Below are 26,856 nucleotides of genomic sequence, written 5' to 3'. Positions count from 1 at the left end.
ATTCTATATTTTAGATAACGCTGCTTCGTCTGCAATAATGGTTACTTGTTTATGATTTTGTAAAATAGAAGCAGGAAAATCTTCACTGATATCTCCGTTCATAAATCGCGCTAACGCATCAGCTTTTCTGTCTCCTGATACAAGTACAATAATTTCTTTACTTTCCATGATTGCTTCAATTCCCATGGTAATAGCTTTAGTTGGCACATCGTTTAATGACTCAAAAAACCTAGCATTTGCCTGACGGGTTGATTCAGCTAAATCTACCATATGTGTTCTACTTGTAAATGATGTCCCGGGTTCATTAAAGCCAATGTGACCATTTGTCCCTAACCCTAAAATTTGTACATCAATTTTGTCATGATCAAGGATTGCCTTTTCATATTCTACACATTCGTTTTGAATATCAATGACATCCCCCTTTGGAACGTGTACCTGATCCATATTGATATCAATATGTTGAAATAAATGATTCTTCATATAGTAGTGATAACTGTTTGGATGATTTTTTGAAAGACCAATATATTCATCTAAGTTAAACGTTGTTGTATCTTTAAATGAAACGTGCCCATGATTATACTGTTCAATTAATTTTTTATATAATCCTTCAGGTGTTGAGCCAGTAGCAAGTCCTAATACAGGATGCTTCATGTTATTTATTTTATCCACTAATATAGAACAAGCTTGTTCACTCATTTCATCATAATTTTTAACCTTTAAAACCTTCACTCAGCCTCTTCCTTTCTGCGTGCAATAATTCCTTTACAAATGGTGTAATAAATCGTTAACGTGTCATCAACTAGTAAAAGGTCTGCATCTTTCCCAGCCTCAATGCTCCCTTTTTTATGAAACATTCCGATTTGTTTAGCTGGATTGACAGAAGCCATTTCAATAATGTTCGCCATCGTAACATTAGACAGCTTTAACATATTTTTTACACTATCATTCATTTTTAAAATACTGCCTGCTAACGTACCATCCTCCAACAATGCACGATCATCTGAAACGATAACAGGTTGCCCTCCAAGCTCATAATTACCGGGATGAAGACATTTTGCCCGCATGGCATCTGTTATCAAAATCAGACGCTCACTTCCCATATTGTCATAAATCAATTGCATCATTTCATTCGAAACATGAATCCCATCTGCAATTAGTTCAGCACGTAATTCTGAAATCTTCATAGCAGCACCTACAACGCCAATATCACGATGATGAATCCCAGACATTGCATTACAAATATGAGTAACCTGTGTTACCCCATGCTTCACAGCTTCTTTCATAGCAGAATATCCAATACTAGTATGTCCTGCAGACACATTAACGCCTGATTGATGGAGAAACTGTATAAAGTTCCCATTTGTATCATGTTCGGGTGCCATAGTGATTGTCCTAATTTGATTATTAGATAGTTCTTGCCATTCGCGAAATAGATCACAATCGGGTTGCAAAATATGATTAACTGGCTGTGCACCAGCCTTACTTTTTTCGATAAATGGTCCTTCTAAGTGAATACCAATAACTTCTGCATATCCAGGTTTATTTCTATAGTTAGCAACATTTTCAATTGCAGCTTCAATTAGCTTTTTTGATTGGGTAATTGTGGTTGCGAGAAAGGATGTTGTACCTTCGTTTGGGAGTATCTCCGCAATTTTATCAAGCGCAGATTCTGTAGCATCCATTACGTCGGCACCATTCGCACCGTGTATATGGCCATCAATAAAACCAGGAATCAAGCTTTTCCCTGTCCCATCAATTATGGTTGCATTTTCAGGAAAATCAGCAGGCACATCATTTTTATGGTAAATCGCTTGGATTTTCTCATTAACGATGACAACACAACCATCTTCAATTAGGTTATTTTCCATATAAATTTTTGTGTTCGTAAAAACTAATACATTTATCATGGGTGCGTCCTCAATCCTTTCTATATCTTTTACGTTAGCATATAAATATATAGTTGTCTATACATTAAGATGAGTGTATACAACCTCCTATGATTTTGGTACTATTTAATTATTAATGTGATCGATTGGAAGGAGAATACGATGATTAATAAAAATTCACCCTTACCTATTTATTATCAACTTGAAGAAGAGATTCGACTACTAATCCAAACAAAAAAACTAAAGCCTGGTGAATTATTACCTTCCGAACGGGAATATGCTGAGCGCTATAATATTAGTCGTATGACTGTCCGCCAAGCAATTAACAACTTGGCTTCTGATGGATTGTTGTACCGCCAAAAAGGGCGAGGAACATTTATTTCAGATAAAAAATTCGAACAGGATTTACAAGGGTTAACTAGTTTTAGCGAAGACATGCGAGAACGCGGTTTAACACCTTCTAACAAAGTAATCAGCTTTAAGTTACTAGATGCAAATGAGCGTATAGCAGAGATTTTGCGATTAGATAAAAATGAAAAAGTCTTTGAAATAAAACGGATACGGTATGCGAATGAATCGCCTGTTGCAGTTGAAACAATCTACACACCTAAGCGCTTAGTCGGGAACTTGACTCAAGAAAATGTAGAAGAATCATTCTATCATTATATAGAAACAAATCTTAATCTAAACATTGCATATGGTGACCAGATGATAGAATCTGTCCTGGCAAATGCTTTTGAAATTGAAAATTTGAACGTAAACGATGGTGAACCGATACTATTAATGCAACGTACCAGTTACCTGTCTGATGAAAGTGCAACACCACTTGAATATGTAAAATCCGCATATCGCGCGGACAAATATAAGTTTAAGCTGCAAATGCGGAGATGATTAGAAAAGGACAAACTCCTAAAAAACGGATCACCCACATTATTTCTTGTAGGTGGTCCGTTTTTTAGTGAATTTAGTTAATCTCAATAATCCCTCTATTACCCGCTTCGATTGTTCCTGATTGGAGCAGACTAACACGCTCATTTTCACCTAAATTTGTGAACACAATAGGTGATATGTGCGATGTCGCATTTGCTTTAATATAGGCTAAATCAATTGTAACGAGAGCGTCACCTTTATTGATCTTGTCCCCCTCTTTAACATGTACGTCAAATCCTTTACCTTTTAACTCGACAGTATCTAATCCAATGTGTACCAGTATTTCTAGACCAGTATCCGACCGAATTCCTACTGCATGTTTTGTTGGAAATACATTGATGACTTCACCATCCACAGGAGATAGATATGTGCCATCTTCAGGTTCAATTGCAAAACCATCTCCCATCATTTTTTCTGAAAATACTTGGTCTGGTACTTCCCTGATAGGAAGAATCTTACCCTTTACAGGCATTACAAAGTCATCTGCGTTAAACTTTTGTATGGAAACTGCTTCATCGGTAGTCTTTGTTACAACCTTTGAACCCTCAGGGGCTTGCATATTTCCTTGATCCATTCTTTTTCGCATTGCATCCGCTAAAAATTCAACCGTTGTTCCTACGATAACTTGTAAATTCTTTTTGTTTACTTTCATCACACCATTAGCTCCCTGGCGTTTTAACGCTTTTTCATCAACCTTTTCCATATCATTCATTTGTAAGCGAAGTCTAGTTGCACAATAATCTAGCGTCTTTATATTTTCAAGACCACCTAAGGCTTCCAAATAATGATACGCTTTTCCATCATAATTCTTACGACCTTTTCCACTTGAAGGTGTTCCCGTTTGTTCATTTTCTTCAACAAATTCTTCATCCTCATCCTCTCGACCAGGTGTTTTCAAATCAAGTTTCTTGATTAGTACATAGAAAACCACGAAATATATAAATCCGAAGACTAAACCTTGCACAAGAAGTAGTAATGGTCTTGATGCAATCCCGAAATTGAGAACATAATCGATAAGCCCTGCCGAAAAGCCGAAACCATGCTTGATTTCCAACCAATAGGATACCATCATGGATAGTCCCATTAATATTGCATGAACAACATACAATAAAGGACTTAGAAACATAAAAGAATATTCGATTGGTTCAGTAATTCCTGTTAGGAACGATGTTAAAGCGATACTTCCGAGGAATCCTCCAACAGCTGCTTTACGATGTTTTTTCGCTGTAGCATACATTGCCAAACACGCTGCAGGTAAACCAAACATCATGATTGGGAAGAACCCAGCCATAAAGAATCCAGCGTTCGGATCACCATGTAGGAATCGATTAATTTCACCATGCCATACATCACCAGCGGCATCGACAAATGTTCCAAAGTCAAACCAAATTAATGTGTTAACCACGTGATGTAACCCAATCGGAATTAATAATCGATTAAAGAATCCATATGCTCCGACACCAATAGCACCAGAATTAATAAACCAACTACCTAATGCATTAATTCCATCTTGTACAGGCCCCCATAATAATCCAATTAGTCCCGATATAATAACCATCGCAACCGAAGTTACAATTGGTACAAAACGTTTACCCCCGAAGAACGCCAGGAACTCTGGTAGCTGGATATCATGAAATTTATTATACAAATGTCCAGCAGCTATACCAGCAATTATCCCAGCAAATACCCCGAGATCAAGCTCGTCATTAATTGCTTTATACCCACCATTAAGTACCAGATAACCTACAGCACCTGATAGTGCAGCAGCTCCATTTCCATCACGCGAAAAACCAATAGCTATACCAATAGCAAATATAAGGCCCAAATTATCTAAAATACCACTACCTGCAGCAGATACAAACGGAATATCAAAAACATCCTCTGCACCAAGACGTAACAACAATGCTGCAGCTGGTAGCATCGCAATCGGAAGCATTAACGATTTTCCGAGTCGTTGCAAATAACCTAACATATATAAACCCCTCTTCTTATCTTGAAATCGCTTTCTATGAAAATAGTATATCACCGCATTATATAGTTGTCTATACAACTATACTAAAAAACACTTTAATGAGAAAAGTGTTTTTCTTAAAGTGTGTGTTCAAAAAGTCGCCGAATTAGAAATAAGAAGGTCGAGGCACGAGAGTTCTGAGGACCGGAACGTATGCCCTTTAATACGTGAGGACCGGAAAAACCGAGTAACGAAGAGATTCGCCATTTATCATTTGGTGACTTTTTGAACATCCTCTTAAACGCGTCTTTTTCTTACCTTGAAAGAAACAACTATCAGTATAAATGCAAGCAAGGCACCAAACATATCCAGCCCAACATCACCGACATATGGTGTACGGTTTTGGGTGAATCCTTGATGAAATTCATCTAGAGCAGCATATAAGCTTGTAAAAATAAACGAAAGCAGTAACCTTGTCTTCATAGAAGCTCGTATTGTTTTTTTAAAAGCAAGGTAAAACAAACACATCAAAATAAAATATACAGAAATATGTGCGCCTTTCCTGATAAAAAACTCAATAAACCCTTCAATACCAAGCGCGGCTACACTTACTTCTGAATGATGATAATAAAAAGAGATATGTTGAACGACTGGAACTAAAAAAGAAAGATCAAGGCTATCCGACAACAAAGGTTTAATATCTTGTTCCTGATAAGGCGTTGCAGACGAGTTAAAAATAACTCCCATCCAACCCACTGGTAGAAGCCAATACTTCATTTTTTTCATGAAAACACCACACTTAAAATTTTATTCGATCTTTATATTTTTCCATCATCATTTTATTATGTTGATCAGCGCCTTCCAAATTTCCACTTAGGAATACAGGTGCTTCCATTTTTTGATCTGCTAATAATGTGATAGCTTCAGCGAATACATTATTAATAATTGTTGCACCAATTGCTGTTGAAACAGGCCCATAATTAACTGATACCTCTGGATGGCTTAATACAGCATCACCTGTTGGAGCATGATTATCAATGACAACTTCCACTACCTCATGTAGATATTTGCTGTTTATATGCCGGGATGGTTGGCTTTTTGCATATGTAATTGAGGTGATACCAATCACTGTTGCACCTTTTTCTTTTGCAATCAGTGCCACGTCGACAGGAACCGGATTTCGTCCAGAATTAGAGACTACAATCATTATATCGCCTACTCGGATGTCCTGATCTTCCATAAACTTTTTCGCATAATTATTTTTTCGTTCAAGTGTGGAGGATCGAGTAGCGCCTTCGTGTAGCATTAATGGCTCATGGAAAATGGGATGCACAGGAACGAGTCCACCGGCACGATAAAAAGTTTCTTCTGTTAATATATGGGAGTGCCCACAACCAAACAAATGAACGATTCCATCCTGTTTGATTGAATTAGCGATTTTTTCAGCAGCTTGCGTCATAGTCTTACTTTCATGCACTTCAACTGTTTGAAGTAACTTCTGTATATGTGAAAAATAGTTCATGTTAAATTAGCCCCACTTTCTACAATAAAAAAACCGTATGCTAATTAAGCTCTACGGTCAAGACAAAAATTTAATTATCCTGTTTTTTTCTCCATTTGTTAAACTCAAGGTATTCTTTGAACTGTTCTTTTGATACTCCAGAATCCATTGCTTCTTGTACGATTTTCAACCACTCACCATCTAATTGTGTGTCTGTACTAGTTGCTTGATCTTCACGTATTATATCATTTACAGTGACACCTAATACGACACCAATTTTCTCGATAAACTGGATCGATGGGTTCGACTGAAGATTTCGTTCAATTGAGCTTAAGTATGATTTTGCTACACCAGCTTTTTCTGCAAGTTCCGATATAGACATATTTTTATCTTGGCGCAGTTGTTTAATTTTTTCACCAATCAAGGACACACACCTACCTTCAGTGAGATTATATCACAAAAAAGTGTGTGGTTCTATATTAAGCACATTTTATTGATTGATTTTTTCACCATTATTTACTTCATTTAAAAACAATCTGACCTCCTCTATAGTTATTCCTAGACTCTTTGCTTCCTGTAGCAACTCAACCCATTCGTTATCAAGACCTACTTGTTTGACTATTTTTATCATTGTTAGCCCCCATTTTATTTTCCTGGGTAACCCAGCCGCCGTAGCTAATTAGCTTTAGACCTGTGATTTTGCGTCCATACTTTTCAGTAAGTTTGCCCTTTTCTGAGGAAGCAATTTATACACTACTATTGTACTATATGCAGAAATGATAGTGGGTGTCTTGTTTTGTCAAAATGCAACTAGTTTTGTAAGTTAAAGTTAGTATATACGAAAAATTCTTAAAAGTCACGTACTAACTAAGACTTTCTTACTAAACTCTGCTGGTTAAGCAGTTTTAACCTTCACCCATCATTTCTCTTGAATTTTTTTCGATGGTTATTCACCATACTTTTATCCTATTCATAAATCTAACTATTTTGACCTATTTTATAAAAGAAAGTTCTAGTTATTACACGCATATATATAGTGGCTCGGCATAATTTATTTAGAGGAGCTATTTTTGTTCGTTTTAAAATGTAATATGTACTTTATAAGAAACGTTAAACTTGATTATAACCTATCGTAATTTGTTCTAAAAGTCCCAAAAACAATGAAAAATGCCCAATAAATGATATCTACACTGTTATTTTATCCTTATACACTATATTTCTTACGCATACAGTTATTACTAGTTTTCCTAAAGTAATGAATCCTCAAGAAGATGTATTCGTAAAGCATTATTAATTAAACTCGCCAAATAATTACAAATGCTAGTAAAATAAGACTAAAATTGATAGACGTACCAGCTAGAATTCGTTATAATTTAACCACGTACTGACTATTTCGAGATACATTAGAGGAGAATTACAGTGGATACAAGAAGTGAAAAGCGACAGGCGAAGAAAAAACGCAAATGGCCCTATTGGGTTGGTGGAATTATCGTTCTACTAATCTTGGCTGTAGGAATATACCTTTTCTATTTATACGATAAAGTTGAAGATACAGTAGCAGACATGCATGAACCACTCTCGCGTGACGAAGATCCAAACAGAAAACAAGAACTAGAAACTATTGTGAAGAATAAAAAGTCAATAAATGTACTATTACTTGGTGTTGACCAACGTGAAAATGATGTAGGTCGTTCCGATACAATGATACTTATGTCACTCAATCCACGCACAAATAAGATGATTATGGTTAGTATTCCACGTGATACTTATGTGAATATCCCTGGAAGAGGAATGGACAAAATTAACCATGCGTACGCATTTGGCGGTATTGATTTATCTGTAAAAACCGTTGAGAATACATTTGATATTCCTGTTCATTTTTATGTAAAGGTAAACATGGAGGGATTCAAACAAGGAATTAATGCACTTGGTGGAGTTACCGTCACAAATGATCAGGCATTTTCACAAGGTGGCGAAACCTTCCAAACGGGCACGATTAATCTAAATGGTGAAGAAGCTTTAAAATATATTCGTATGCGTAAAGGTGATCCGCGAGGTGACTTAGGTCGAAACGAGCGGCAACGCGCTGTAATCAAAGCAGCAATGGATGAAGCCGCAAGTTTTACAAGCATTACTAAAGTTAGTAACATCCTTAGCATTCTTGGGGACAATGTAACAACTAACCTGAATATGGACAAAATGCAAACCCTTCTCACTGATTATCGAGATACAAGAAATAATATTGAGACACTAGAGATCGATGGAAGTGGAGAAACAATTAATGGTATTTATTATTACGTTGTGCCAGATCAAGAAATGAACAGAATAACACAAGCAATCAAAGAACATATGGAAAATTAATAACAACGAGAAGTCATTCTGTACATGGGAATGACTTTTCTATCTATTAAGGTGGGGGATCTAATGAAGAAAATCGTTTTATTGTTGTCCATGTTACTATGTATCCTTTTAGCAGCTTGTTCCAATGATGAGGTATCACCCAATGATCGCTTTGATACATACGTAAAGAACTGGAATGACAAGGAATTCTCAAAAATGTATGAAATGGTTGGAAATAAATCTAAGTCTACTTACCCAACTGAGGAATTTGTTGATCGATATAAGAAAATTTATAAGGATCTGGGTGTAACTGATCTTAAAATCACCTATGAAAAGCTGGACGAAAAAGAAGTCGAGGCTGCGCTTGAAAACGGAAAAGCTACTTACCCATTTTCTGTTGAAATGAATACAATTGCTGGGCCGATTACCTTTGATTATGAAGCAAAACTTGTCCAACAAGGTGAAGAAGAAAAGAAAAATTGGTATGTGAAATGGGATCCAGGATTTATTTTTCCAGCGCTGCGTGATGGTGGGGAGATAAAATTTGAAACAGAGAAACCAAGACGCGGGGAAATACTCGATAGGAATCGAATGCCATTAGCAATCAATGACACTGTCTGGGAGATAGGTATCATCCCTAGTAAATTAGGAGATTCACCTGAGGCAATGAAAAAAGAAATTGCTGATTTGCTTGGGATGGATGTAGAAACGATTAATAGTAAGTTAAATGCAAATTGGGTTGAACCTGATCTTTTCGTACCTATAACAAAAGTTCCAACAACAAATAAAAACTTAGAGAAATTGTGGGCAACTGGAGCTGTTTCTGGTAAGGAAGTAACCGGGCGTGTTTATCCTTATGGTGAATCAACAGCACATTTAGTTGGTTACATTGCAAAAGTTACTGCGGAAGACCTAAAAAAGAGTGACGATAAAACATTGTCTCCAAATGATATGATTGGTAAACGCGGACTTGAAAAATTGTACGACAAGCGCTTACGCGGCACAGAAGGTATAAAAATTAGTGTCAAACAAGAAGGAGAAGAAGATGTTGTCTTGGCGGAACAACCCGTTAAAGATGGTGAAAACTTAACGCTTACAATCGATGCCGAAATACAACAGAAAATTTATCAAGTATATGACGGCGAACCAGGAACAACTGCTGCAATCAATCCGAAAACTGGTGAAGCATTGGCTCTTGTTAGCAGTCCATCATTTAACCCAAATGAATTCGTATATGGAATCTCACAATCTAGACTAACAGAATTACAAGAAAATCCGAAACAACCGCTCATCAATAAATTTTCAGCAACTTATGTTCCTGGTTCTGCTATTAAACCGATAACTGCATCTATCGGATTGCAGAGTGGTACACTAGATCCAAATAAAGGTGTTGAAATAAATGGATTAACCTGGAGCCCTGGAGAAGAATTTGGTAACTACGAAATACACAGAGTATCTGAATCGGACGGCCCAGTTGATCTTGCAGACGCTTTAATCAGATCCGACAATATTTACTTTGCTATGAAAGCACTTGATATGGGAAGTGAAACTTTTGTAAATGGACTACAAAATTTCGGATTTGGTGAAGAGTTTCCTTTTTCCTATCCAATCCAAACATCTACCGTTTCAACTGATGGTAAACTAAATGACAAAGTATTACTCGCTAATACGGCTTACGGTCAAGGTGAGATGCAAATGAGTGTACTTCATTTGGCTACTGCTTATACAACTTTTCTAAATAAAGGGAATATGATTAAGCCAATCTTGTTTAAAAATGAAGAAACTGGTCAGGTTTGGAAAAAAGATTTAATAACAAAAGATCAAGCAACACTCATACGCGACATCTTACGAAAGGTTGTTACCTCACCAAAAGGTACTGCTAAAGATGCACAAAAAGCCGACTTTCCGATATCAGGAAAAACGTCTACTGCTGAATTGAAAAAATCTAAAGATCAGGAATCTGGTCAAGAAAATGTCTGGTTTGTTGGATATCCATCTGAATCACAAGATATCTTGATCGCGATGATGATTGAACATGCTGAAGATAAAAACGGTAGTTCTTATGCTGTTAAAAAGGTAACAAACATTTTAAAAGAAATTAAGTAGAAAGACAAAAGCTACTCCTGAAATAATGGAGTAGCTTTTGATTATTTATAAGAGTTCCACAAGCTTATCGAAAGCATTTTTATCACGTTCATCTAAGGCTTTGTCAATAAGTCGTTTTACATTTTCATATTCTAGCTCACCTATAATGATAGCGTTTTCATTTTTTTCATGAATTATTTCTTCTTCCCTAACATAATACGGCTTTGCAATTTCATTAAGCTGTAATAAAAAATCAGGAATGGATACAAGCTCACTCATAGCTACCTGAATGACATCTTTACCTTTTTGAAAAGCGAACAATGCGTCTGTATTTACTACCTCTTGTGTCCTTCGATTAATACGAATTTCTTTCGACTTTGTTGGAACAAACTGGTAAACCTTTTCATTTATAAATAATGCAAAGTACTGATATGCAAGAATGACACGAACATAATCTCCATCAGCTTTTATATAATAAGGCTTTAACATTTTAACCGTTAGCACTTTTCTCCACCTCCTGAGATTAACTTAATTTAAATTTTCAGTTAATTAATTTTACCTAATTTCCTATGAAAATACAAGAGAGAAGTTTGTCGATTTGAAAATAAATATTTTATGACAAGCGTAAGTGTAGACCCAGTATAAGGTTACCGTCAATTTTATTTTTTAAAATTGACGGCGTTATTTAAATTTACTTTATTTGATTGAAAATGTAATCGATAACTTCATTTACATCTGCTTCATCAACACTTTTAAATTTTTCCTCAAGCTGGCTTTGATAAAACCCAGCTTCTTTTAAATGTTCAATTCCTTTTTTCATGTAAGATTTATACTCATTGTTCAGTTTGTCAATTTCCGTTGCATATTTCTCATCCGTTCCAGGTGTGACTAACTCCTCATACAAATCTATAATTTCATCATTTTCTCGTTCAGGGAAAAACTCATGTGGATCTGTACTGTCAAAAATACAAAAGTCTAACTCACGAACAAGAACCATGTCAATACTATTGGAATCAAAGCTACAGTGATACATTTCTACATCGAAACCTTGGTCTGTACATGCATTAGCTATTTTTTTCATAAATGTAGATTTACCTGTACCCGCACGCCCTTTGATGAAGTATGTTTTTGAAACACTTTCAATGAGTTCTGATACAACATTTACCACGCCATCTTTCGTGTTAGTCCCGAACAAGCGGTGGTAAATATAGCCCTCTCCCCCACTTTTTGATGTAGATGTAACAAGTTTCCCAATAAAACCAGCTGTCACTTCATCCGCTTTAGTAAAGTCCATTTCATTTATATAGATTTCCTCAAGATCATCATGAACTTTTAAACCGGTCACAAAATCTTCGTAAGCTGCGTTTGTTAATGATTGTTGCTTAGCAAACTGCTCTTCAAGTTCATCCAAATCCGTATTATTTTTCAAATCTACCTCACTTATATCCTCAGACTTAGATAGTTGTTCTGAAATTACAGCTAATGACTTATCCCGAATAATAACTCCATCTATGAACTCATTCCCATGTATGCTCTTAATTGTCTCAATGTCACATGTATCGTCAAAGTCACTAATGATTTGTTTGAAAATTTCAGTTTTTAATGACGTGGATGGATGATTTAAAGTAAAAACGTTTTCTATGTCCTGCAAATTTGATTCAGAAAAACTTTTTAGACCTTGCGCTGTATGTCCAGACATATAATATTTTCTTTCAGACAAGCTAACACATCCTTTCAGCTTTTTCACTTTATTAGTGTATGTGAAGTGGGCGGATGTGTGAAACTTTTTTCTACAATTTAATACCGCTCCTCCCTCCGATCACCAAATACGGGGATCCGCTTTCTCACTTCTTCCACCAATGAGAAGTCGACTTCGCCAATTACTATCTCTTCCTCTAGTCCACCTTCTGCAACTACTTCTCCCCATGGATCAATAATTAGTGACATACCACCGAATTCATTTTTAGGATCGGATCCGCTTCGGTTACAAGCAATCACATAACATTGATTTTCAATAGCTCGTGCTTGTAATAATATACGCCAATGATCAATCCTCAATTTCGGCCATTCCGCAACAACATACATTACTTTTGCGTCATTCAATGCAGATTTCCTCATCCATTCTGGAAAGCGGATATCATAGCAAATAAACCCAGCTGAGTCCGTTCCATCTAATTCAAATTCCGTTTTATCGTTACCTTCCTCTAAATAAACGTGTTCATCCATTAATTGAAATAAATGCAATTTGCTGTACTTGTGCACGAGTTTTCCTTTGCTATCTACAACTAGCAACGTATTCCGTACCCCGTCGTCGCATTTCTCGGCTACAGAACCTCCTACTAAACTGACATTATACTTTTTCGCTTGTTCTTGTAAAAAGGCTATCGATTCTTTAGCCTGATCATCTGCAATTTCATCAAGTCTTGTCAGATCATACCCAGATGTCCAAAGTTCGGGCAAAAGAATTATATCAGCACCCGACTTTACCGCTTTGTCGATAAATGTTGAAGCCCGAGTGTAATTTGTTTGTGTATCGCCATAGTGAATATCAAGTTGAATCATCGCAATTTTATGTTTCAAAGTTAACTCCCTCCTATTGTCTTTAATGAGAAAAATCATCAACTATGATAAATTAGCTGATGATTTTTCCCTATTATATATCTATTTAGCTAATTCTGCTCGTTCTTCGTCTGTAAAGACTCGTGATCTTGTCAAAAAGCGCTTGCCCTCTGGACCTTCCAAAGAAAACATGCCACCGCGTCCATTTATTGCGTCTACAATAATTTGAGTATGCTTCCAATATTCATACTGATCCTTTGCCATATAAAATGGTGTATTACCTATTTCCCCAAGCAGAACATCCGAATCTCCCGTACGAAATTCGCCTCTCGGATAACACATTGGTGAACTACCATCACAACAGCCACCGGATTGATGAAACATTAAATCCCCGTGAACCTCTATTAGAGATTTGATAAGATCTAACGCTTCATCTGTCACCGTTACTCGCTCGACCATTTTTCACACTCCTTTACACAGTATATTAAAAAATGGTACTCCACGTTCGATTACTTGAGGCCACTGAAAAAGTGGTGGATTTTAAAAATTTAACTTTTCACTTTAACTTAGCATCCTCGAATATACGGAGACTCCTCGAAAAAGAAAAGAAATTTTTCTTCGTGCAATGCCTTTTCAGGGAAGCCTTCCTTATCCTGCGGGAAATAAGAGATCGGCGAGACCCCGGAGGACGGCAGTCCGAGGAGGCTCGCCACTCGCCCTAAGGTGCGCGAAGTTATATTCGAGGATGCGACGGTAGATCCACATATTTTGTACTATACTTAACTTTTTCAGTGACCTCCGATTACTTTCTCCTGTTCCCCTCATACTAACTTTAAAATAAACCAGCCGGCGCTTCCGAATAGCTGATAAGTAAGTTCTTTGTTTGTTGATAATGATCCAACATCATTAAGTGATTTTCGCGGCCAATACCTGATTTTTTGTATCCACCAAACGCCGCATGTGCTGGGTATTGGTGGTAACAGTTAGTCCAAACACGTCCTGCTTGAATTCCTCGTCCAAAACGATATGCTGTATTAATATTACGTGTCCAAACACCCGCACCTAATCCATATAATGTGTCATTTGCAATTTCCATTGCTTCTTCCTTATCTTTAAAAGTTGTAACAGAAAGTACTGGACCGAATATCTCTTCTTGGAAAATACGCATTTTATTGTGTCCCATGAAGATAGTAGGTTCGACATAATAACCGTTTTCCATATCACCTTCCAATTTATTTGTATTACCACCAACAAGAACCTCAGCGCCTTCTTCCTTTCCAATTGAAAGATAGGATTGAATTTTTTCTAATTGTTCTTGTGATGCTTGAGCACCCATCATTGTTTCTGTATCGAGTGGATGACCAATTTTGATTTGTTTAACTCGCTCAACTGCTCGTTCCATAAATTCCTCGTAAATCGATTCATGAACTAATGCTCGGGATGGACATGTACAAACCTCCCCTTGGTTAAGGGCAAACATGACAAGCCCTTCAATCGCTTTATCTAAAAATCCATCATCTAGGTCCATGACATCTTCAAAGAAAATATTCGGTGATTTCCCACCAAGTTCAAGTGTTACTGGAATAATATTTTCTGAAGCATATTGCATGATTAATCGACCTGTAGTTGTTTCACCTGTGAATGCAATTTTGGAAATACGGCTGTTAGATGCTAGTGGTTTGCCTGCTTCTACACCAAATCCGTTAACGATATTCAGAACACCTGCTGGGAGTAGATCTTGAATCAGATCCAGTAAAACATGAATCGATGCTGGCGTTTGCTCCGCGGGCTTTAAAACCACACAGTTTCCAGCTGCTAGCGCTGGTGCTAACTTCCATGTAGCCATCAAGATCGGGAAGTTCCAAGGAATAATTTGCCCAACTACTCCTAATGGTTCATGGAAATGATAGGCAACTGTGTCATTATCAATTTGGCTTAATCCTCCTTCTTGTGCACGAATTGCTCCCGCGAAATAGCGGAAGTGATCAATGGCAAGGGGTATATCCGCTGCAAGTGTTTCACGAACTGCTTTACCATTATCCCACGTCTCCGCTACAGCAAGTGTTTCTAAATTTTGTTCCATTCTATCTGCAATCTTATTTAAAATATTTGCCCGTTCAGCTACCGATGTTTGACCCCATTTTTCTGCTGCTACATGACCTGCATCAACTGCCGCTTCTACATCTTCTTTGGTTGATCGTGCCATCTCACAGAAGACTTTACCTGTAACAGGGCTTACATTTTCAAAATACTTTCCATTAGCGGGAGGTCGATATTCTCCCCCTATGAAGTTATCATACCGTTCTTTAAATGCGACTTTAGCCCCGTCAGTGTTTGGATTTGCATACTGCATGTTATACATTCCTCCTCGTATTGTTGTAACCGTTTACAAGTGAACTGATGAGTTTGTCTAAGACGTAACCTCTATTAGAAATTATATCAATCATTTATAATTTTTTGCAACTATTAGACTTTTTGTTCATTTACTAAAAAACCCCTTAGCCAATTATTCTGGCTAAGGGGTTTTCTAAAGCTATAGGTCTTGCTAATCATGCATCCTTTTGCTTAAACATATATAAAAAAGATGCCAAATCAGACATCCTAAGTGAAAATATATAAGCATAAAAAAAAGCATTAATTCATCCTATTTGATACAAGCAACCTATTTTAATTCAGGTAACATACGTGTTTCCGTTTCCATTGAAGATTTGCATAGTGGACATTTTGGCTCTTCTTCAAAGCTAAATGATTCTCTCATCCACCCTTGACATTCTTCGCTAGAACAAGTCCACACTTTTGTTTCTACCTCTGGTAATGGCTCTTTAGGACCGCGTGAAAAAGACATCAACAAAACCCCTTTCATCTTACTTCCTCTATTATACTCCTTTCTTGCACACAATGAAAGGCACTGACAAATTTAGAAGCAATCCGACAAAAAAGAAAAGCGGAGGCGACTGTTCAGAAGCGGACGCATAAGCAAGGAACCGTAGAACGCACGGGTTTGGCGTTCGAAGTGTTCATTGCTTATGACGGCAGCTTCTAAGAGCCGCAGCTGGACAAAGAAGGGCTATTTACTAATCAAGCACAAAATGTTCGATGACTTTTGCTACGCCATCACGATCATTTGTATCTGTTTCAAAATCGGCTGCTTTTTTTATTGCTTCTTGCGCATTTCCCATGGCTACACCCAGTCCAGCCTGTTGAATCATTTTCATGTCATTTAAACTATCACCTACTGACATTACTTCTTCCATGGTAGTGCCAAGTTTTTCACAAACCTTATGTAAAGCGCTTGCTTTGTGTACACCTTTTGGATTAACCTCTACGTTATGTGGCTGTGAATTCGTTAATTCCAATCCGTCAAAATAAGAAAGCTCCTGCATAAACTTTTCTAAATTACTAGGAATGTGTGAATCAAACCCAACCTTCAACCATTCTGGCTTTGAGAAGTCATTTGGACGCTCTCCTCGCCAAACAGCATCTGTAGCAATCATCCAGCATCCCATATCATACTTTTCACCAAGGTTCCACATTTTTTCCATTACCTCTGGGTCAACTGTATGTCGCTCAATCAGTTCCTTTTCCATTGTCCAAATTTCTCCACCATTACTGGTCACGAGGTAAGATTGTAATCCTAGAGATTCCGCATAAGGATAACACGATCCTAACCAGCGTCCTGTGCTGATCACCACATGTACATCTTTTTCCATTGCTTGTTTAATTGCTTTGCGTGTGCGTTCTGTAACTTGTTCATCACTTGTTAATAACGTTCCATCCATATCAAGTGCAATAAGCCTAATTGGCTTTTCTAATTTGTGCATACTCATTCTCCTCTTCAGCTTGTTTGAGACGATTGTTCTTTCGTTAAATTACGATCATACAAATGTGTGGTGAAATACGGGATAACCAATAATGCTAACAAGACGAAAAACAGTAATTGAATATTGTACAGATCCACAATCACCCCACCTAGCAGGGGGCCAATCATTCGTCCAGCTGCACCAACACTATTAACAATCCCCTGATAAAATCCAATACGTCCTTTAGGTGCTAATTCATTAGCGAGTGTTGGAATTGCAGGCCACACAATCATTTCACCTATTGTTAAAATAACCATCGAAACTGCAAATAACGTAAATGCTTCCGCAAACATAGTTATTGCAAAAGCCATTATAATAATTGAATTTCCAATGTAAATTTGTTTTTTCGTAGATGTTACACGATCTGTAATCAATTTTAACAGAGGTTGACCCAAAACGATAAGAAAACCATTAATCGCCCATAGCATACTATATTGTTCTAGACCAATTCCAAGATCTTGCGTATAGGACGCAATGGTTGATTGCCATTGACTGTACGCAATCCAACAGACCAAGAATCCACCACATAATAGGAAGAGCGCAGTAAATGCTGATTTGTTTTTAACTCCCTTATTCTGCTTGATTATAGTGGTATGCATTTGACGATCGCGCTCTTTATCCATTCCTCGAAATGATGTTAATACAATTAGTAAAAATACAGCAAATAATGTAGCATTTGCAATAAATATATAATTAAATGAGAAGCTCGCAATATAACCACCAATAGATGCCCCAAGTGCAACACCTAAATTTTGAGCAACATAAATAGCATTAAACGCACGTCTTCCACCTTCAGGCCAAACAGAACCGGCCATCGCAAACATTACTGGCCAGGTCATACCTGCACCAAACCCAATTAAAACAAGCAAAATAGAATAGGGTACAATCGTATGGTAAAAGCACATAGTTACTGACGCTACAAATGCAATCGACATACCGATTAAAATCGTCCGGGATGCACTTAATTTATCAAATAAAGCGCCCCCAATCATGTTCCCAGCAATCGATGCTCCTTGATTAAACATCAAAATAAACCCCGCAAAAGCTAAACTTTTGCCGAGTTCGTTATGCATATAAATGGTATTCAGTGGCCACAGAAAAGAGGCCCCTGTTACGTTAATCGTAGTAGCTATTGCTAATAGCCATATGTATCTTGGCATGTTGTCATCTCGCTTTTTCCGTTATCATTCAAGCTATTTTAAACTATTTCGAGTGACTAAGCAATAGGGTATCTTTTAATCGTTTACTTTTATTGTTAGTAGGATAAATGTTAACAAATACATTATGATTATTATTGGGAGAAACAGGTGATTAATTACATTCAGGACACGGGTAGATACGGTTATCAGCATATTTGAAGATGAGTCTGTGGTATCCCGATCGACTTTTATATGTTTACGATCAACTTTACTACTAGTTCGATCAAGTTTTAGCATTTAGATAGGAAAGCGTTAGCACTTTTTCCTTGTCGATTTATCAAACAATTTGTATAATAATGGTACACATACAAAGGAGGAAAACTATGATTGCTGCTACATGGAATTGGTTATGGGACAAACATGATCAAGCTAAAGATTTATTGAGCTTTTTTGTTCGACCAAACGCATCAAACTTGAGTAAAGAGAAGGCAGATTCAACTGCCGATTCATCTGGCGGTAATGGTAATGGTAAGAAGAGAAGTTATAATACTCCACAATTAATTGGACTTTTTCTTGGGCCTATTTTATTTATTTTAACCTTAACAGTTTTTTCACCTGAAGGATTGTCAAGTGATGGAAAAGCTGTTTTGGCAAGTACGATTTGGATTGCTGTTTGGTGGATAACTGAGGCAATTCCAATCCCAGTTACATCGTTGCTACCTATTGTTCTATTCCCAATTACTGGCGGATTAGATATTGGAACAACTACAGCTTCTTATGGAGATGACACAATTTTTCTATTTATGGGCGGATTCATGATAGCGCTCGCAATGGAAAAGTGGAACCTGCATAAACGAATTGCACTTACTATTATCTCGATGATAGGTACCAATACAGACCGGATTATTCTAGGTTTCATGGTTGCGACAGGATTTTTGTCGATGTGGATATCAAATACTGCAACAGCTATGATGATGGTACCAATCGGTCTTGCAATTATCTACCAAGTATCTGAAGCATTAAAAGATAATGATTCGGTTGATACTTCAAAAGAAAATTTCGGATTTGGAAAAGCATTGATGTTAGGGATTGCCTACTCAGCATCGCTTGGTGGAATTGGAACTTTAATCGGTACACCACCGAACACAGCTTTAGCAGCCGCTATCGATGAATTTTATGGAGTCGAGCTGTCCTTTGCAAAGTGGATGCTGTTCGGTGTTCCAATTGCATGGATTTTCATTATAATCGCGTGGTTCTATTTGGTAAAGGTGGCATTTCCACTCAAAGTTAAGAAACTGCCAGGTGGAAGAGAACTAATTCAATCAGAGAAAAAGAAACTTGGAGCTCCTTCCTTTGAGGAAAAGGCAGTCTTTGTTGTCTTTATACTTGCGGCTTTTTCCTGGATAACTCGGTCATTTTTGCTTGTACATATTAGCGAAAATATAAACGATGCGATAATCGCGATGACTTTTGCTATTATTCTATTCATTATTCCGTCTATTAACAAAAAAGGAGACCATCTATTAGACTGGGATACTGCTGTTAAGCTACCTTGGGGAATCCTATTATTATTTGGTGGGGGTCTTGCAGTTGCAGCAGGGTTTGTTTCATCAGGGTTATCTGATTGGATTGGAAATCAACTGAGCGCTCTAGAAGGAGTTAACATGTTTCTTGTCTTGTTAGTAGTTGCAACGCTCGTTATTTTCTTAACCGAGTTGACGTCAAATACTGCAACAGCTTCCATGATGTATCCAATTATGGCTGCCCTAGCATTGGCACTGAATATTCACCCATTCTCTGTAATGATTGTTGCTGCAGTAGCTGCATCCTGTGCATTCATGCTACCAGTTGCAACACCGCCTAACGCGGTTGTGTTTGGTTCTGGCTATTTACGGATTCCAGATATGGCAAAAGCAGGATTCCTCTTGAACATCTTAGGTATAATTTTGGTAACACTAGCAGTCTACTTCTATCTACCACTAGCTTGGGGAATAGATTTAACAAACCTACCAGAAACATTTAAGTAGATTAGAAAAGCGGAGGCGACTGGTTAGCGATGTACAAATAGATAGGACTGGGAAAGTACGTTGAACTTTACGTACCTTTCATCAGGACTAACTATTTGCTAATCGCTAGGAGCCGCAGCTAGATCACGGGAACAACATTAGAAAAACGATGGATTTCACTCCATCGTTTTTTATGTTGCTTTTTTAGTAATTCGCTTTGATAAAACAATTACAAAAATGATATAAATGAGTGGAATGCACCCAGCCACTAACACAAAGCCTTGCCAACCTATCGAGCTGTACAGAGGTCCGATAGCTGTACTACCTACTGCAACACCTATGTAATAGGATACTAGATACAAGCTTGATGCACTACCTTTATGGTGTGTAGCTTGCTCACTAACAGACGCTGCCGATAACGAATGCGCTGTGAAAAATCCTAGGCAACTAACACATAAGCCAATAATTAAAACTACTAACGAACTGCTTAATGTTAGAAATATCCCGGCGGCAAAGGTGATAATCCCAATGATCCGAACAATCTTTAAACCAAATTTCCCTGCTAGCCATCCTGCAAACGGTGAGCCAACTACCCCAAGTCCATAAGCGAAAAATGTATAAGAAATAACTTGAAGAGATAATGAAAATGGTGGCCCTTCGAGATAAAATGGCAAGTATGTCCATATTCCTGTAAATGAGCTTTGCAGAACAATCCCTAAGCCAAATACGAGTAGTAATGCTGGATTTTTTAAATGAAATAAAAAGGCTTCCAAATCACGTGAAAAAGATAGATTACTAGCTTCAAAACGATTTGATTTCGGAAGCATTAGAAAAACAGCTATCAACACAACGACACCGACTGATGCTAGAAAATAAAAGGAAGTCTCCCATGAATAATGATCAGTAATATATCCAGTCACAACCCTCCCCATCATTCCACCAAGAGCATTACTCGAGATGTATAATGCCACTGCAACACTGACACTTCTTCTGTCTATCTCCTCACTAATATAAGCTATCGATGCCGCTGGTAGTCCTGCCAAGGCAAATCCTTGGATAAACCGTAATACTAAAAGCATGATGAAAGAGTCCGTTAATGGTATTAAGAAAAATGGAATGATCGATCCCACTAAAGCAAATTTTATGTAAAACGTTCGCCCATTTCGGTCAGAAAAAAAGCCTAACACGATTAGTCCGATAATCAAGCCAATAATAGTTAGCGATAACGATAAACTAGACGTTGATACCGTTACATCAAATTCATCCACAAATACTGGAAGAAGCGGTTGTACGGCATACATACTAGCAAAGACAAAAAAAGATGCCATTGCTAAACTCATGGTTATTTTCCAAAAATAAAAGTCTCTTATTGAATACTGCATAAACTCACATCCGTCTAACTTTAATAATTGTAGCATGTTTGTCGATCAACTTTCCTGTAAATGCTGATCAAGTAGCTTGGAATGTGGATCAACTTTAAGTTCCTTTCGATCAGCTTGAGTTTTCTATTCATCCAGAACATATTGATTTCGACCTGCACCGTAACCGAAGAATAGAACTAAGATCGCCACACAAATCAACGTAATAAGTGGAACCGACCATGCATGTGTAATATCAAATAAAAATCCGATAAACATTGGTCCTAACGCTGCGAGGGTGTACCCTAAGGATTGCGCCATCCCAGACAACTCTGCAGCTTGCCTTGCTGTCCGTGCACGCATTCCTAAAAACGCTAGTGCTAAACTAAAACTTCCACTTAATGCGATTCCAAGGCTGATAATACTAATAATCATTATGGTGTAGGAATTACCAACGAGCAAACCCGTATACCCACCTATGGCGAAGAATGTAAGAATGACGACCATCAAACTCTGTGATTTATATTTATTTGCAATGACTGGGACAAAAAAACTGGCTGGCAATCCAACAAATTGTGTAAACGACAGCATCCATCCTGCAGTTGCCATGCTTACACCATAATCATGTAATATCTCTGGTAACCAAGAAACCGTTACGTAAAACATAAAAGACTGTAACCCCATAAAGCAAGCTACATACCACGCGAGCGGAGAGCGCCACATACGATTATTGGATGGCTGCACATAACTCATCTCAACAGACTGACTCGATTTATCACGCTTACTTAGAAAAATCCATATAACAATCCCAATCACAGCCGGAATTGACCAAAATAATAAAGTAAGCTGCCAGCCCAAGTCTGCACCTCGTGCTAACGGGATACTTAGTCCGGAAGCAGTTGCGGCAAAAATCCCCATTGCCGTTGAATATAAACTTGTCATTAAAGCAACTTTTGCAGGAAACTTTTCTTTAATTAACCCTGGTAAAAGAACATTACATATGGCAATTCCAAGTCCGATAAACACAGTCCCAGTAAATAGAAGAACTAATGCAGAAATCGAACGAACCATTAAACCAATCAACAATAAAACAAGCCCAATTAACATAGCCCGTTCATTGCTATATTTATTCCCTAGCCTAGGGGCGAGCGGTGACATTATGGCAAACGCAATTAGCGGCAGACTCGTTAAAAGCCCCACACTCCAGTTTGATAAACCAATATCATCACGAATAATACCCATCACAGGTCCAACCGAGGTAATCGCAGGACGGAGGTTAAATGCCACAAAAATAATGCCTAACACTAATAAAACGCGGTAATATCGCTTTGAATCCATTGTCATCAGAAATTCAACATCCTTTAATATCTACTATCTGAACTCTACTATAGCATATCTCTAGATTTAGTCGTTACAAAACCGGATTATTACAGTTGCAAGATCAAGTTAACAAATGAAAATGCAATATAACCAGCAAATCATGCGTGGATTTAATCTGCGTATGTATTTTTATTAGACGTTTTTCGTTTGGAGGTCTAAAATGGAATAATAGCTTAGGGGAGGCATTCATTTTGAAAACAATCGGTCTAATAGGTGGAATGAGCTGGGAGTCTTCATTAGAATACTACCGAATTATTAATAAAAGAATAAACAATCAGGCTGGAGGACTCACCTCAGCAGAATGCATCATGTATAGCGTTAATTTTGCTGAGATTGAATACCTGCAACGGAATAATGAATGGGATAAGGCAGCAACCATACTAGTCAACATTGCTAAGAAACTTGAATCTGTAGGTGCTGATTGTGTATTGATTTGTACAAATACCATGCATAAAATAGCTAGTCATGTTCAAGAAGCGATCAAAGTTCCTCTTATTCACATTGGCGAAGCAACAAGTGAGGCTATAAGTGAGGACAACATTTCAAAAATAGGATTACTTGGTACACGCTATACGATGGAAGAAGATTTTTATCATGATAGTTTAGATCAACGCGGAATCCAGGTTGTAACACCTGACCAAACTGCCAGGGCTGAATTAAATCGAATTATTTTCGAGGAGCTATGCCAGGGTGAATTTTTGGCCGAATCTAAACAGAAAATCCAGTCGATGATAGAGAATCTTCGGTTAGCTGGGGCAAAAGCAATTGTTCTCGGATGTACGGAAATTCCACTAATCATCAAACAAGAAGACTGTTCATTACCTCTATATAATACGATGGATATCCATGCTAGAAAAGCTGTTGAATTTTCACTAGGGTGATTGAGCGTCGATTCTTAACCACTACTATCTGCGCAAAAAATAGGACATCCTCTACATAACGAGAGGTTGTCCCACCAGAACTTTTACTTCTGTTCGTTCAAAATCCTACCTGCTAATGCGTATAAAACTACTGTTGAGACAAAGTGCGATGAATTATCATTTGTGTCCTGTTGTGGATATACTTCCACATAATCCATTCCGCGAATACCTAGCTTAGCAAATTCATGTACCAGCTCGACCAATTCATACGAGGTTAAGCCATTCCCATCTACCGGGCCACCTGGATTAAATGCGAAGTCCAGTACATCACTACAAACGCTCAAATAAACAGCTTCAGTTCCTTCACTCGCAATCTTGTACGCATCACGTGCTAATTCAACTAAATTCTTTGACTGTCTAATTTGACGGGCCGAAATTGTTGTTGCACCTACCTCATCCGCATATCTTCCCGTTTCTGGCTGATTACGTGGGCCATGAATTCCCATATGTACAATACTTTCATTCCGTACACTTTCACTTTCATAAATTCGATGGAACGGGGTACTTCTAGCATATAAATCACCTTCGTAATCCGGATGATTGTCATAATGCGCGTCCAAATGGATAATTCCGACCTTCCCGTCAATTTCCTCACTTAGCGCTTTTACAATTGGGTATGTAATTCCATGATCGCCACCAAATGCAACTGGAAACTTATCTGTTTTCCAAACCTTACTCGAAAAGTTTTCAATCCGGCGCATTGTTTCTCGCGTGTCAGCTGGAACAACATCTACATCTCCTAAATCACCAAATGTATAATACTCCTTAACGTCTATATGGTTTAGTTCTGGTAAATATCCAGAATAGCGCGCTGAATTTAAACGGATCACTTTAGGACCTAGTTCACAGCCAGTATAATTCCCCCATGTCACAGAACCTTCCCACGGCACTCCATAAATCAATACGTCACGATCATTTGCACTACCATCTTCTAAGGAGACTTTTTTTCCACCTAAATAACAAGGTGTATTACCATAAATCATTTCCTGGCTCATACGCTCACTCCCATATTTATTATTTATACTCTCCCCCTATTGTCGCAAAAAACACAATTCGTTACAATTTTTATGGTATTTGTAAAATAAAACACCCATCAGCCAGTAACACTGACTAATGGATTTTGTGGAATCGTATTAATCAACAATTGCTTGGTTATATTCTGCTTCAACCTCGGGATGTGCCTTACCCAGTAGGCTGACAATCCAGATAACCAAACAAGAAAGGACGAAACCTGGTACAAGGGAATACAATCCGTCCACGCCAAGTGCTGTGGAAATAGTTGGGAAAACCTCCCATAATATTACCGTGATTCCTCCGACTAGCATACCCAGCAAAACAGCTGGGCCTGTTGTGCATCTCCACCATAAAGCAAAAATAACCGGCGGACCAAATACAGAGCCAAAACCAGCCCAAGCATACGAAACAATACCAAGTACACTTTGACTGCCAGTCGATGCTAAGGCAAGTGCAACTCCAGCGATGGCCACAGTGGCAATGCGTCCAACCCACATCAATTCTTTTTGTGAAGCTTTTTTACGGAAGAATGGCTTATAGAAATCTTCTGCTAATGCACTACATGCTACAACCAATTGCGAATCCATTGTGCTCATGATTGCCGCTAATACTGCTGCTAATAAGAACCCAGCAACCCAAGGATTGAATAATGCCTGGATTATTTGAATAAACACTTGTTCAGGATCATCTAATGGAACTTCAAAATATGCAATTCCTGCGAGTGCAACAAAAATAGCACCAAGTAAAGATATCCCTATCCAAACCATGGCAATCATGCGAGCCTTAGGAACATCCTTCGCACTGCGAATACCCATAAACCTAGCAATAATATGTGGTTGACCTGGATAGCCTAGGCCCCATGCCAATAATGATATAATCGTTATAAATCCTGCAGTTCCCGCACTTTGCCAATAGGTGCCTTCAGCAAAGTTAGAAGTAACCGTACTTGTTACATATAATAAGTCAGGGTTTATTGACGAAAGCTTTGTCCATAATCCTGATAGACCACCCAAGTGTCCCCAAATCACATATACTGGTGCAATTACTAACGCTAAAAACATAATTGAACCTTGAATAAAGTCTGTATAACTTGCCGCAAGAAAACCACCTAAAAATGTGTAAGCGATAACAACTAAAGCACCGATCCATAAGCCTTGTGTAAATGTTATTCCATCAAATATAGCAACAAATAATTTACCAGTCGCTACAAGACCTGAAGCAACATAAATCATGTAAAAAATAAGAATAAATAGTGCAGATACTACACGTAATGAATGACTCTTATCTCGAAAACGATTTTCAAAAAACTCCGGTAAAGTTACAGAGTCGTTTGAAACCTCCGTATACCGGCGTAAGCGCTTTGCAATAAACTGCCAGTTCAGATAAGCACCAATAGCTAATCCAACACCAATCCACATGCCACCAATACCTGATGCATAAACCGCGCCCGGAAGTCCGAGCAATAGCCAACCACTAAAGTCACTCGCCTGAGCGGAAAGCGCCGCCACCCATGGGTTTAAACTTCTACCACCTAGTATGTAATCCGAAAGTGTACTTGTTTTGCTGTATGTCCACAATCCGATTACAAGCATACCAATACAATATACCGAAAAAGTAATAATCGCTTCCATTAGCTAATCACGTCCCCCTTCAATTAAAAAAGTAATGACTCCAATAATCATTAAAGCTGTTATCGGAACATACAGCCAGAACCATGAAACAAATGGTAATGAGTCCATACTAACCACCCCCTTTTCAAAATATTACTATTGTACTAAATAGTATAGCAAATACACAAATTTATGACAAATTGATATCTGAATTTTCCACTTTATAATAGTTATATTCTTATATAAGATATATAGTAGAAATAAAAAAAGAGCCGCTATCCGTAAGTATAACGGTGCGACTAATAGGGGGAAAGTGA

24 protein-coding genes and 1 riboswitch are annotated in these 26,856 nt (G+C 37.8%); of the genes, 5 read left to right on the top strand and 19 right to left on the bottom strand.

Translation table 11 applies throughout. The annotated features are described in order from the left end of the window. Positions 1–3 precede the first annotated feature (3 nt). Together nagB and nagA are read right to left on the bottom strand one after the other, a co-directional pair. Positions 4–729, bottom strand: coding sequence for a glucosamine-6-phosphate deaminase (gene nagB / locus CFK40_RS06655; RefSeq protein WP_089531566.1), 726 nt, complete (start codon positions 727–729; stop codon positions 4–6). Next, positions 726–1,907: an N-acetylglucosamine-6-phosphate deacetylase gene (nagA, locus tag CFK40_RS06650; protein WP_089531565.1), complete on the bottom strand. Its 1,182-nt coding sequence runs from the start codon at positions 1,905–1,907 to the stop codon at positions 726–728. The genes nagB and nagA overlap by 4 nt, the downstream gene beginning before the upstream one ends. Before the next feature lie 141 nt (positions 1,908–2,048). Here nagA and CFK40_RS06645 point away from each other — a divergent pair, with 141 nt between their 5' ends. After that, complete coding sequence (locus tag CFK40_RS06645; RefSeq protein ID WP_089531564.1) at positions 2,049–2,777, top strand: GntR family transcriptional regulator; 729 nt, start codon at positions 2,049–2,051, stop codon at positions 2,775–2,777. Between the two features lie 73 nt (positions 2,778–2,850). Here the strand turns inward: CFK40_RS06645 and nagE are convergent, their stop codons facing one another. The 5 genes from nagE to CFK40_RS06620 form a co-directional block, all read right to left on the bottom strand. Beyond that, positions 2,851–4,788, bottom strand: a complete 1,938-nt coding sequence (gene nagE / locus CFK40_RS06640; RefSeq protein WP_089531563.1) for an N-acetylglucosamine-specific PTS transporter subunit IIBC — start codon at positions 4,786–4,788, stop codon at positions 2,851–2,853. A 276-nt stretch (positions 4,789–5,064) separates the two neighbouring features. After that, positions 5,065–5,553, bottom strand: a complete 489-nt coding sequence (locus CFK40_RS06635; RefSeq protein ID WP_089531562.1) for a VanZ family protein — start codon at positions 5,551–5,553, stop codon at positions 5,065–5,067. Positions 5,554–5,566: 13 nt separating this feature from the next. Further along, positions 5,567–6,289, bottom strand: coding sequence for an SIS domain-containing protein (locus CFK40_RS06630; protein ID WP_089531561.1), 723 nt, complete (start codon positions 6,287–6,289; stop codon positions 5,567–5,569). A gap of 70 nt (positions 6,290–6,359) precedes the next feature. Further along, positions 6,360–6,692 (bottom strand): helix-turn-helix domain-containing protein, encoded by a 333-nt coding sequence (locus CFK40_RS06625; protein WP_089531560.1) that lies wholly within the window; start codon positions 6,690–6,692, stop codon positions 6,360–6,362. Between the two features lie 66 nt (positions 6,693–6,758). Beyond that, the gene (locus CFK40_RS06620; protein ID WP_089531559.1) at positions 6,759–6,899 is read right to left on the bottom strand and encodes an anti-repressor SinI family protein; all 141 of its coding nucleotides are present in this window, start codon (positions 6,897–6,899) and stop codon (positions 6,759–6,761) included. 22 nt (positions 6,900–6,921) lie between these two features. Next, positions 6,922–7,006: riboswitch (cyclic di-GMP riboswitch) on the bottom strand. A 681-nt stretch (positions 7,007–7,687) separates the two neighbouring features. On the opposite strand from CFK40_RS06620, the gene CFK40_RS06615 reads away from it, so the two are divergent. Both CFK40_RS06615 and CFK40_RS06610 read left to right on the top strand, forming a co-directional pair. Then, positions 7,688–8,629 carry an LCP family glycopolymer transferase gene (locus CFK40_RS06615; protein ID WP_089531558.1) on the top strand — a complete coding sequence of 314 codons (942 nt, stop codon included), beginning with the start codon at positions 7,688–7,690 and terminating at the stop codon, positions 8,627–8,629. A 63-nt stretch (positions 8,630–8,692) separates the two neighbouring features. Further along, a complete protein-coding gene (locus CFK40_RS06610) occupies positions 8,693–10,714 on the top strand; it encodes a penicillin-binding transpeptidase domain-containing protein (protein WP_089531557.1) in 2,022 nt (673 codons plus the stop codon). A 45-nt stretch (positions 10,715–10,759) separates the two neighbouring features. Here the strand turns inward: CFK40_RS06610 and CFK40_RS06605 are convergent, their stop codons facing one another. From CFK40_RS06605 to CFK40_RS06570, 8 genes are all read right to left on the bottom strand, one after another. Then, positions 10,760–11,197 carry an IDEAL domain-containing protein gene (locus CFK40_RS06605; RefSeq protein WP_089531556.1) on the bottom strand — a complete coding sequence of 146 codons (438 nt, stop codon included), beginning with the start codon at positions 11,195–11,197 and terminating at the stop codon, positions 10,760–10,762. Between the two features lie 187 nt (positions 11,198–11,384). Next, positions 11,385–12,413 (bottom strand): hypothetical protein, encoded by a 1,029-nt coding sequence (locus CFK40_RS06600; protein WP_089531555.1) that lies wholly within the window; start codon positions 12,411–12,413, stop codon positions 11,385–11,387. Positions 12,414–12,490: 77 nt separating this feature from the next. Next, positions 12,491–13,312 (bottom strand): carbon-nitrogen family hydrolase, encoded by an 822-nt coding sequence (locus CFK40_RS06595; RefSeq protein WP_089531554.1) that lies wholly within the window; start codon positions 13,310–13,312, stop codon positions 12,491–12,493. Between the two features lie 42 nt (positions 13,313–13,354). Next, entirely contained in the window at positions 13,355–13,711 is a 357-nt protein-coding gene (locus CFK40_RS06590; RefSeq protein WP_089531553.1) for a DUF779 domain-containing protein, read from the bottom strand. 373 nt (positions 13,712–14,084) lie between these two features. Next, positions 14,085–15,605: an aldehyde dehydrogenase gene (gene adh / locus CFK40_RS06585; protein WP_089531552.1), complete on the bottom strand. Its 1,521-nt coding sequence runs from the start codon at positions 15,603–15,605 to the stop codon at positions 14,085–14,087. Positions 15,606–15,914: 309 nt separating this feature from the next. Continuing rightward, a complete protein-coding gene (locus CFK40_RS06580; protein WP_089534313.1) occupies positions 15,915–16,097 on the bottom strand; it encodes a cold-shock protein in 183 nt (60 codons plus the stop codon). Positions 16,098–16,326: 229 nt separating this feature from the next. Further along, positions 16,327–17,079, bottom strand: a complete 753-nt coding sequence (locus CFK40_RS06575; protein WP_089531551.1) for a Cof-type HAD-IIB family hydrolase — start codon at positions 17,077–17,079, stop codon at positions 16,327–16,329. 8 nt (positions 17,080–17,087) lie between these two features. Further along, positions 17,088–18,272 carry an MDR family MFS transporter gene (locus CFK40_RS06570; RefSeq protein WP_089531550.1) on the bottom strand — a complete coding sequence of 395 codons (1,185 nt, stop codon included), beginning with the start codon at positions 18,270–18,272 and terminating at the stop codon, positions 17,088–17,090. 362 nt (positions 18,273–18,634) lie between these two features. On the opposite strand from CFK40_RS06570, the gene CFK40_RS06565 reads away from it, so the two are divergent. Then, a complete protein-coding gene (locus tag CFK40_RS06565) occupies positions 18,635–20,278 on the top strand; it encodes an SLC13 family permease (RefSeq protein ID WP_089531549.1) in 1,644 nt (547 codons plus the stop codon). Between the two features lie 170 nt (positions 20,279–20,448). Here CFK40_RS06565 and CFK40_RS06560 read toward each other — a convergent pair whose 3' ends face one another. Further along, positions 20,449–21,639 carry an MFS transporter gene (locus tag CFK40_RS06560; protein ID WP_089531548.1) on the bottom strand — a complete coding sequence of 397 codons (1,191 nt, stop codon included), beginning with the start codon at positions 21,637–21,639 and terminating at the stop codon, positions 20,449–20,451. 123 nt (positions 21,640–21,762) lie between these two features. Further along, positions 21,763–22,959, bottom strand: a complete 1,197-nt coding sequence (locus CFK40_RS06555) for a CynX/NimT family MFS transporter (RefSeq protein ID WP_319418032.1) — start codon at positions 22,957–22,959, stop codon at positions 21,763–21,765. Between the two features lie 227 nt (positions 22,960–23,186). Here CFK40_RS06555 and CFK40_RS06550 point away from each other — a divergent pair, with 227 nt between their 5' ends. After that, positions 23,187–23,876, top strand: coding sequence for an aspartate/glutamate racemase family protein (locus CFK40_RS06550; protein WP_089531547.1), 690 nt, complete (start codon positions 23,187–23,189; stop codon positions 23,874–23,876). A gap of 83 nt (positions 23,877–23,959) precedes the next feature. Here the strand turns inward: CFK40_RS06550 and CFK40_RS06545 are convergent, their stop codons facing one another. Beyond that, positions 23,960–24,910 carry an agmatinase family protein gene (locus CFK40_RS06545; RefSeq protein WP_089531546.1) on the bottom strand — a complete coding sequence of 317 codons (951 nt, stop codon included), beginning with the start codon at positions 24,908–24,910 and terminating at the stop codon, positions 23,960–23,962. A 138-nt stretch (positions 24,911–25,048) separates the two neighbouring features. Then, entirely contained in the window at positions 25,049–26,560 is a 1,512-nt protein-coding gene (gene putP, locus CFK40_RS06540; RefSeq protein WP_089531545.1) for a sodium/proline symporter PutP, read from the bottom strand. Positions 26,561–26,856: the final 296 nt, after the last annotated feature.

The sequence above is a fragment of the Virgibacillus necropolis genome, from assembly GCF_002224365.1.
GTDB lineage: Bacteria > Bacillota > Bacilli > Bacillales > Amphibacillaceae > Virgibacillus_F > Virgibacillus_F necropolis.
The sequence above is the reverse complement of the archived record's forward strand: the minus strand, read 5'-3'. Positions and strand labels throughout refer to the sequence as shown.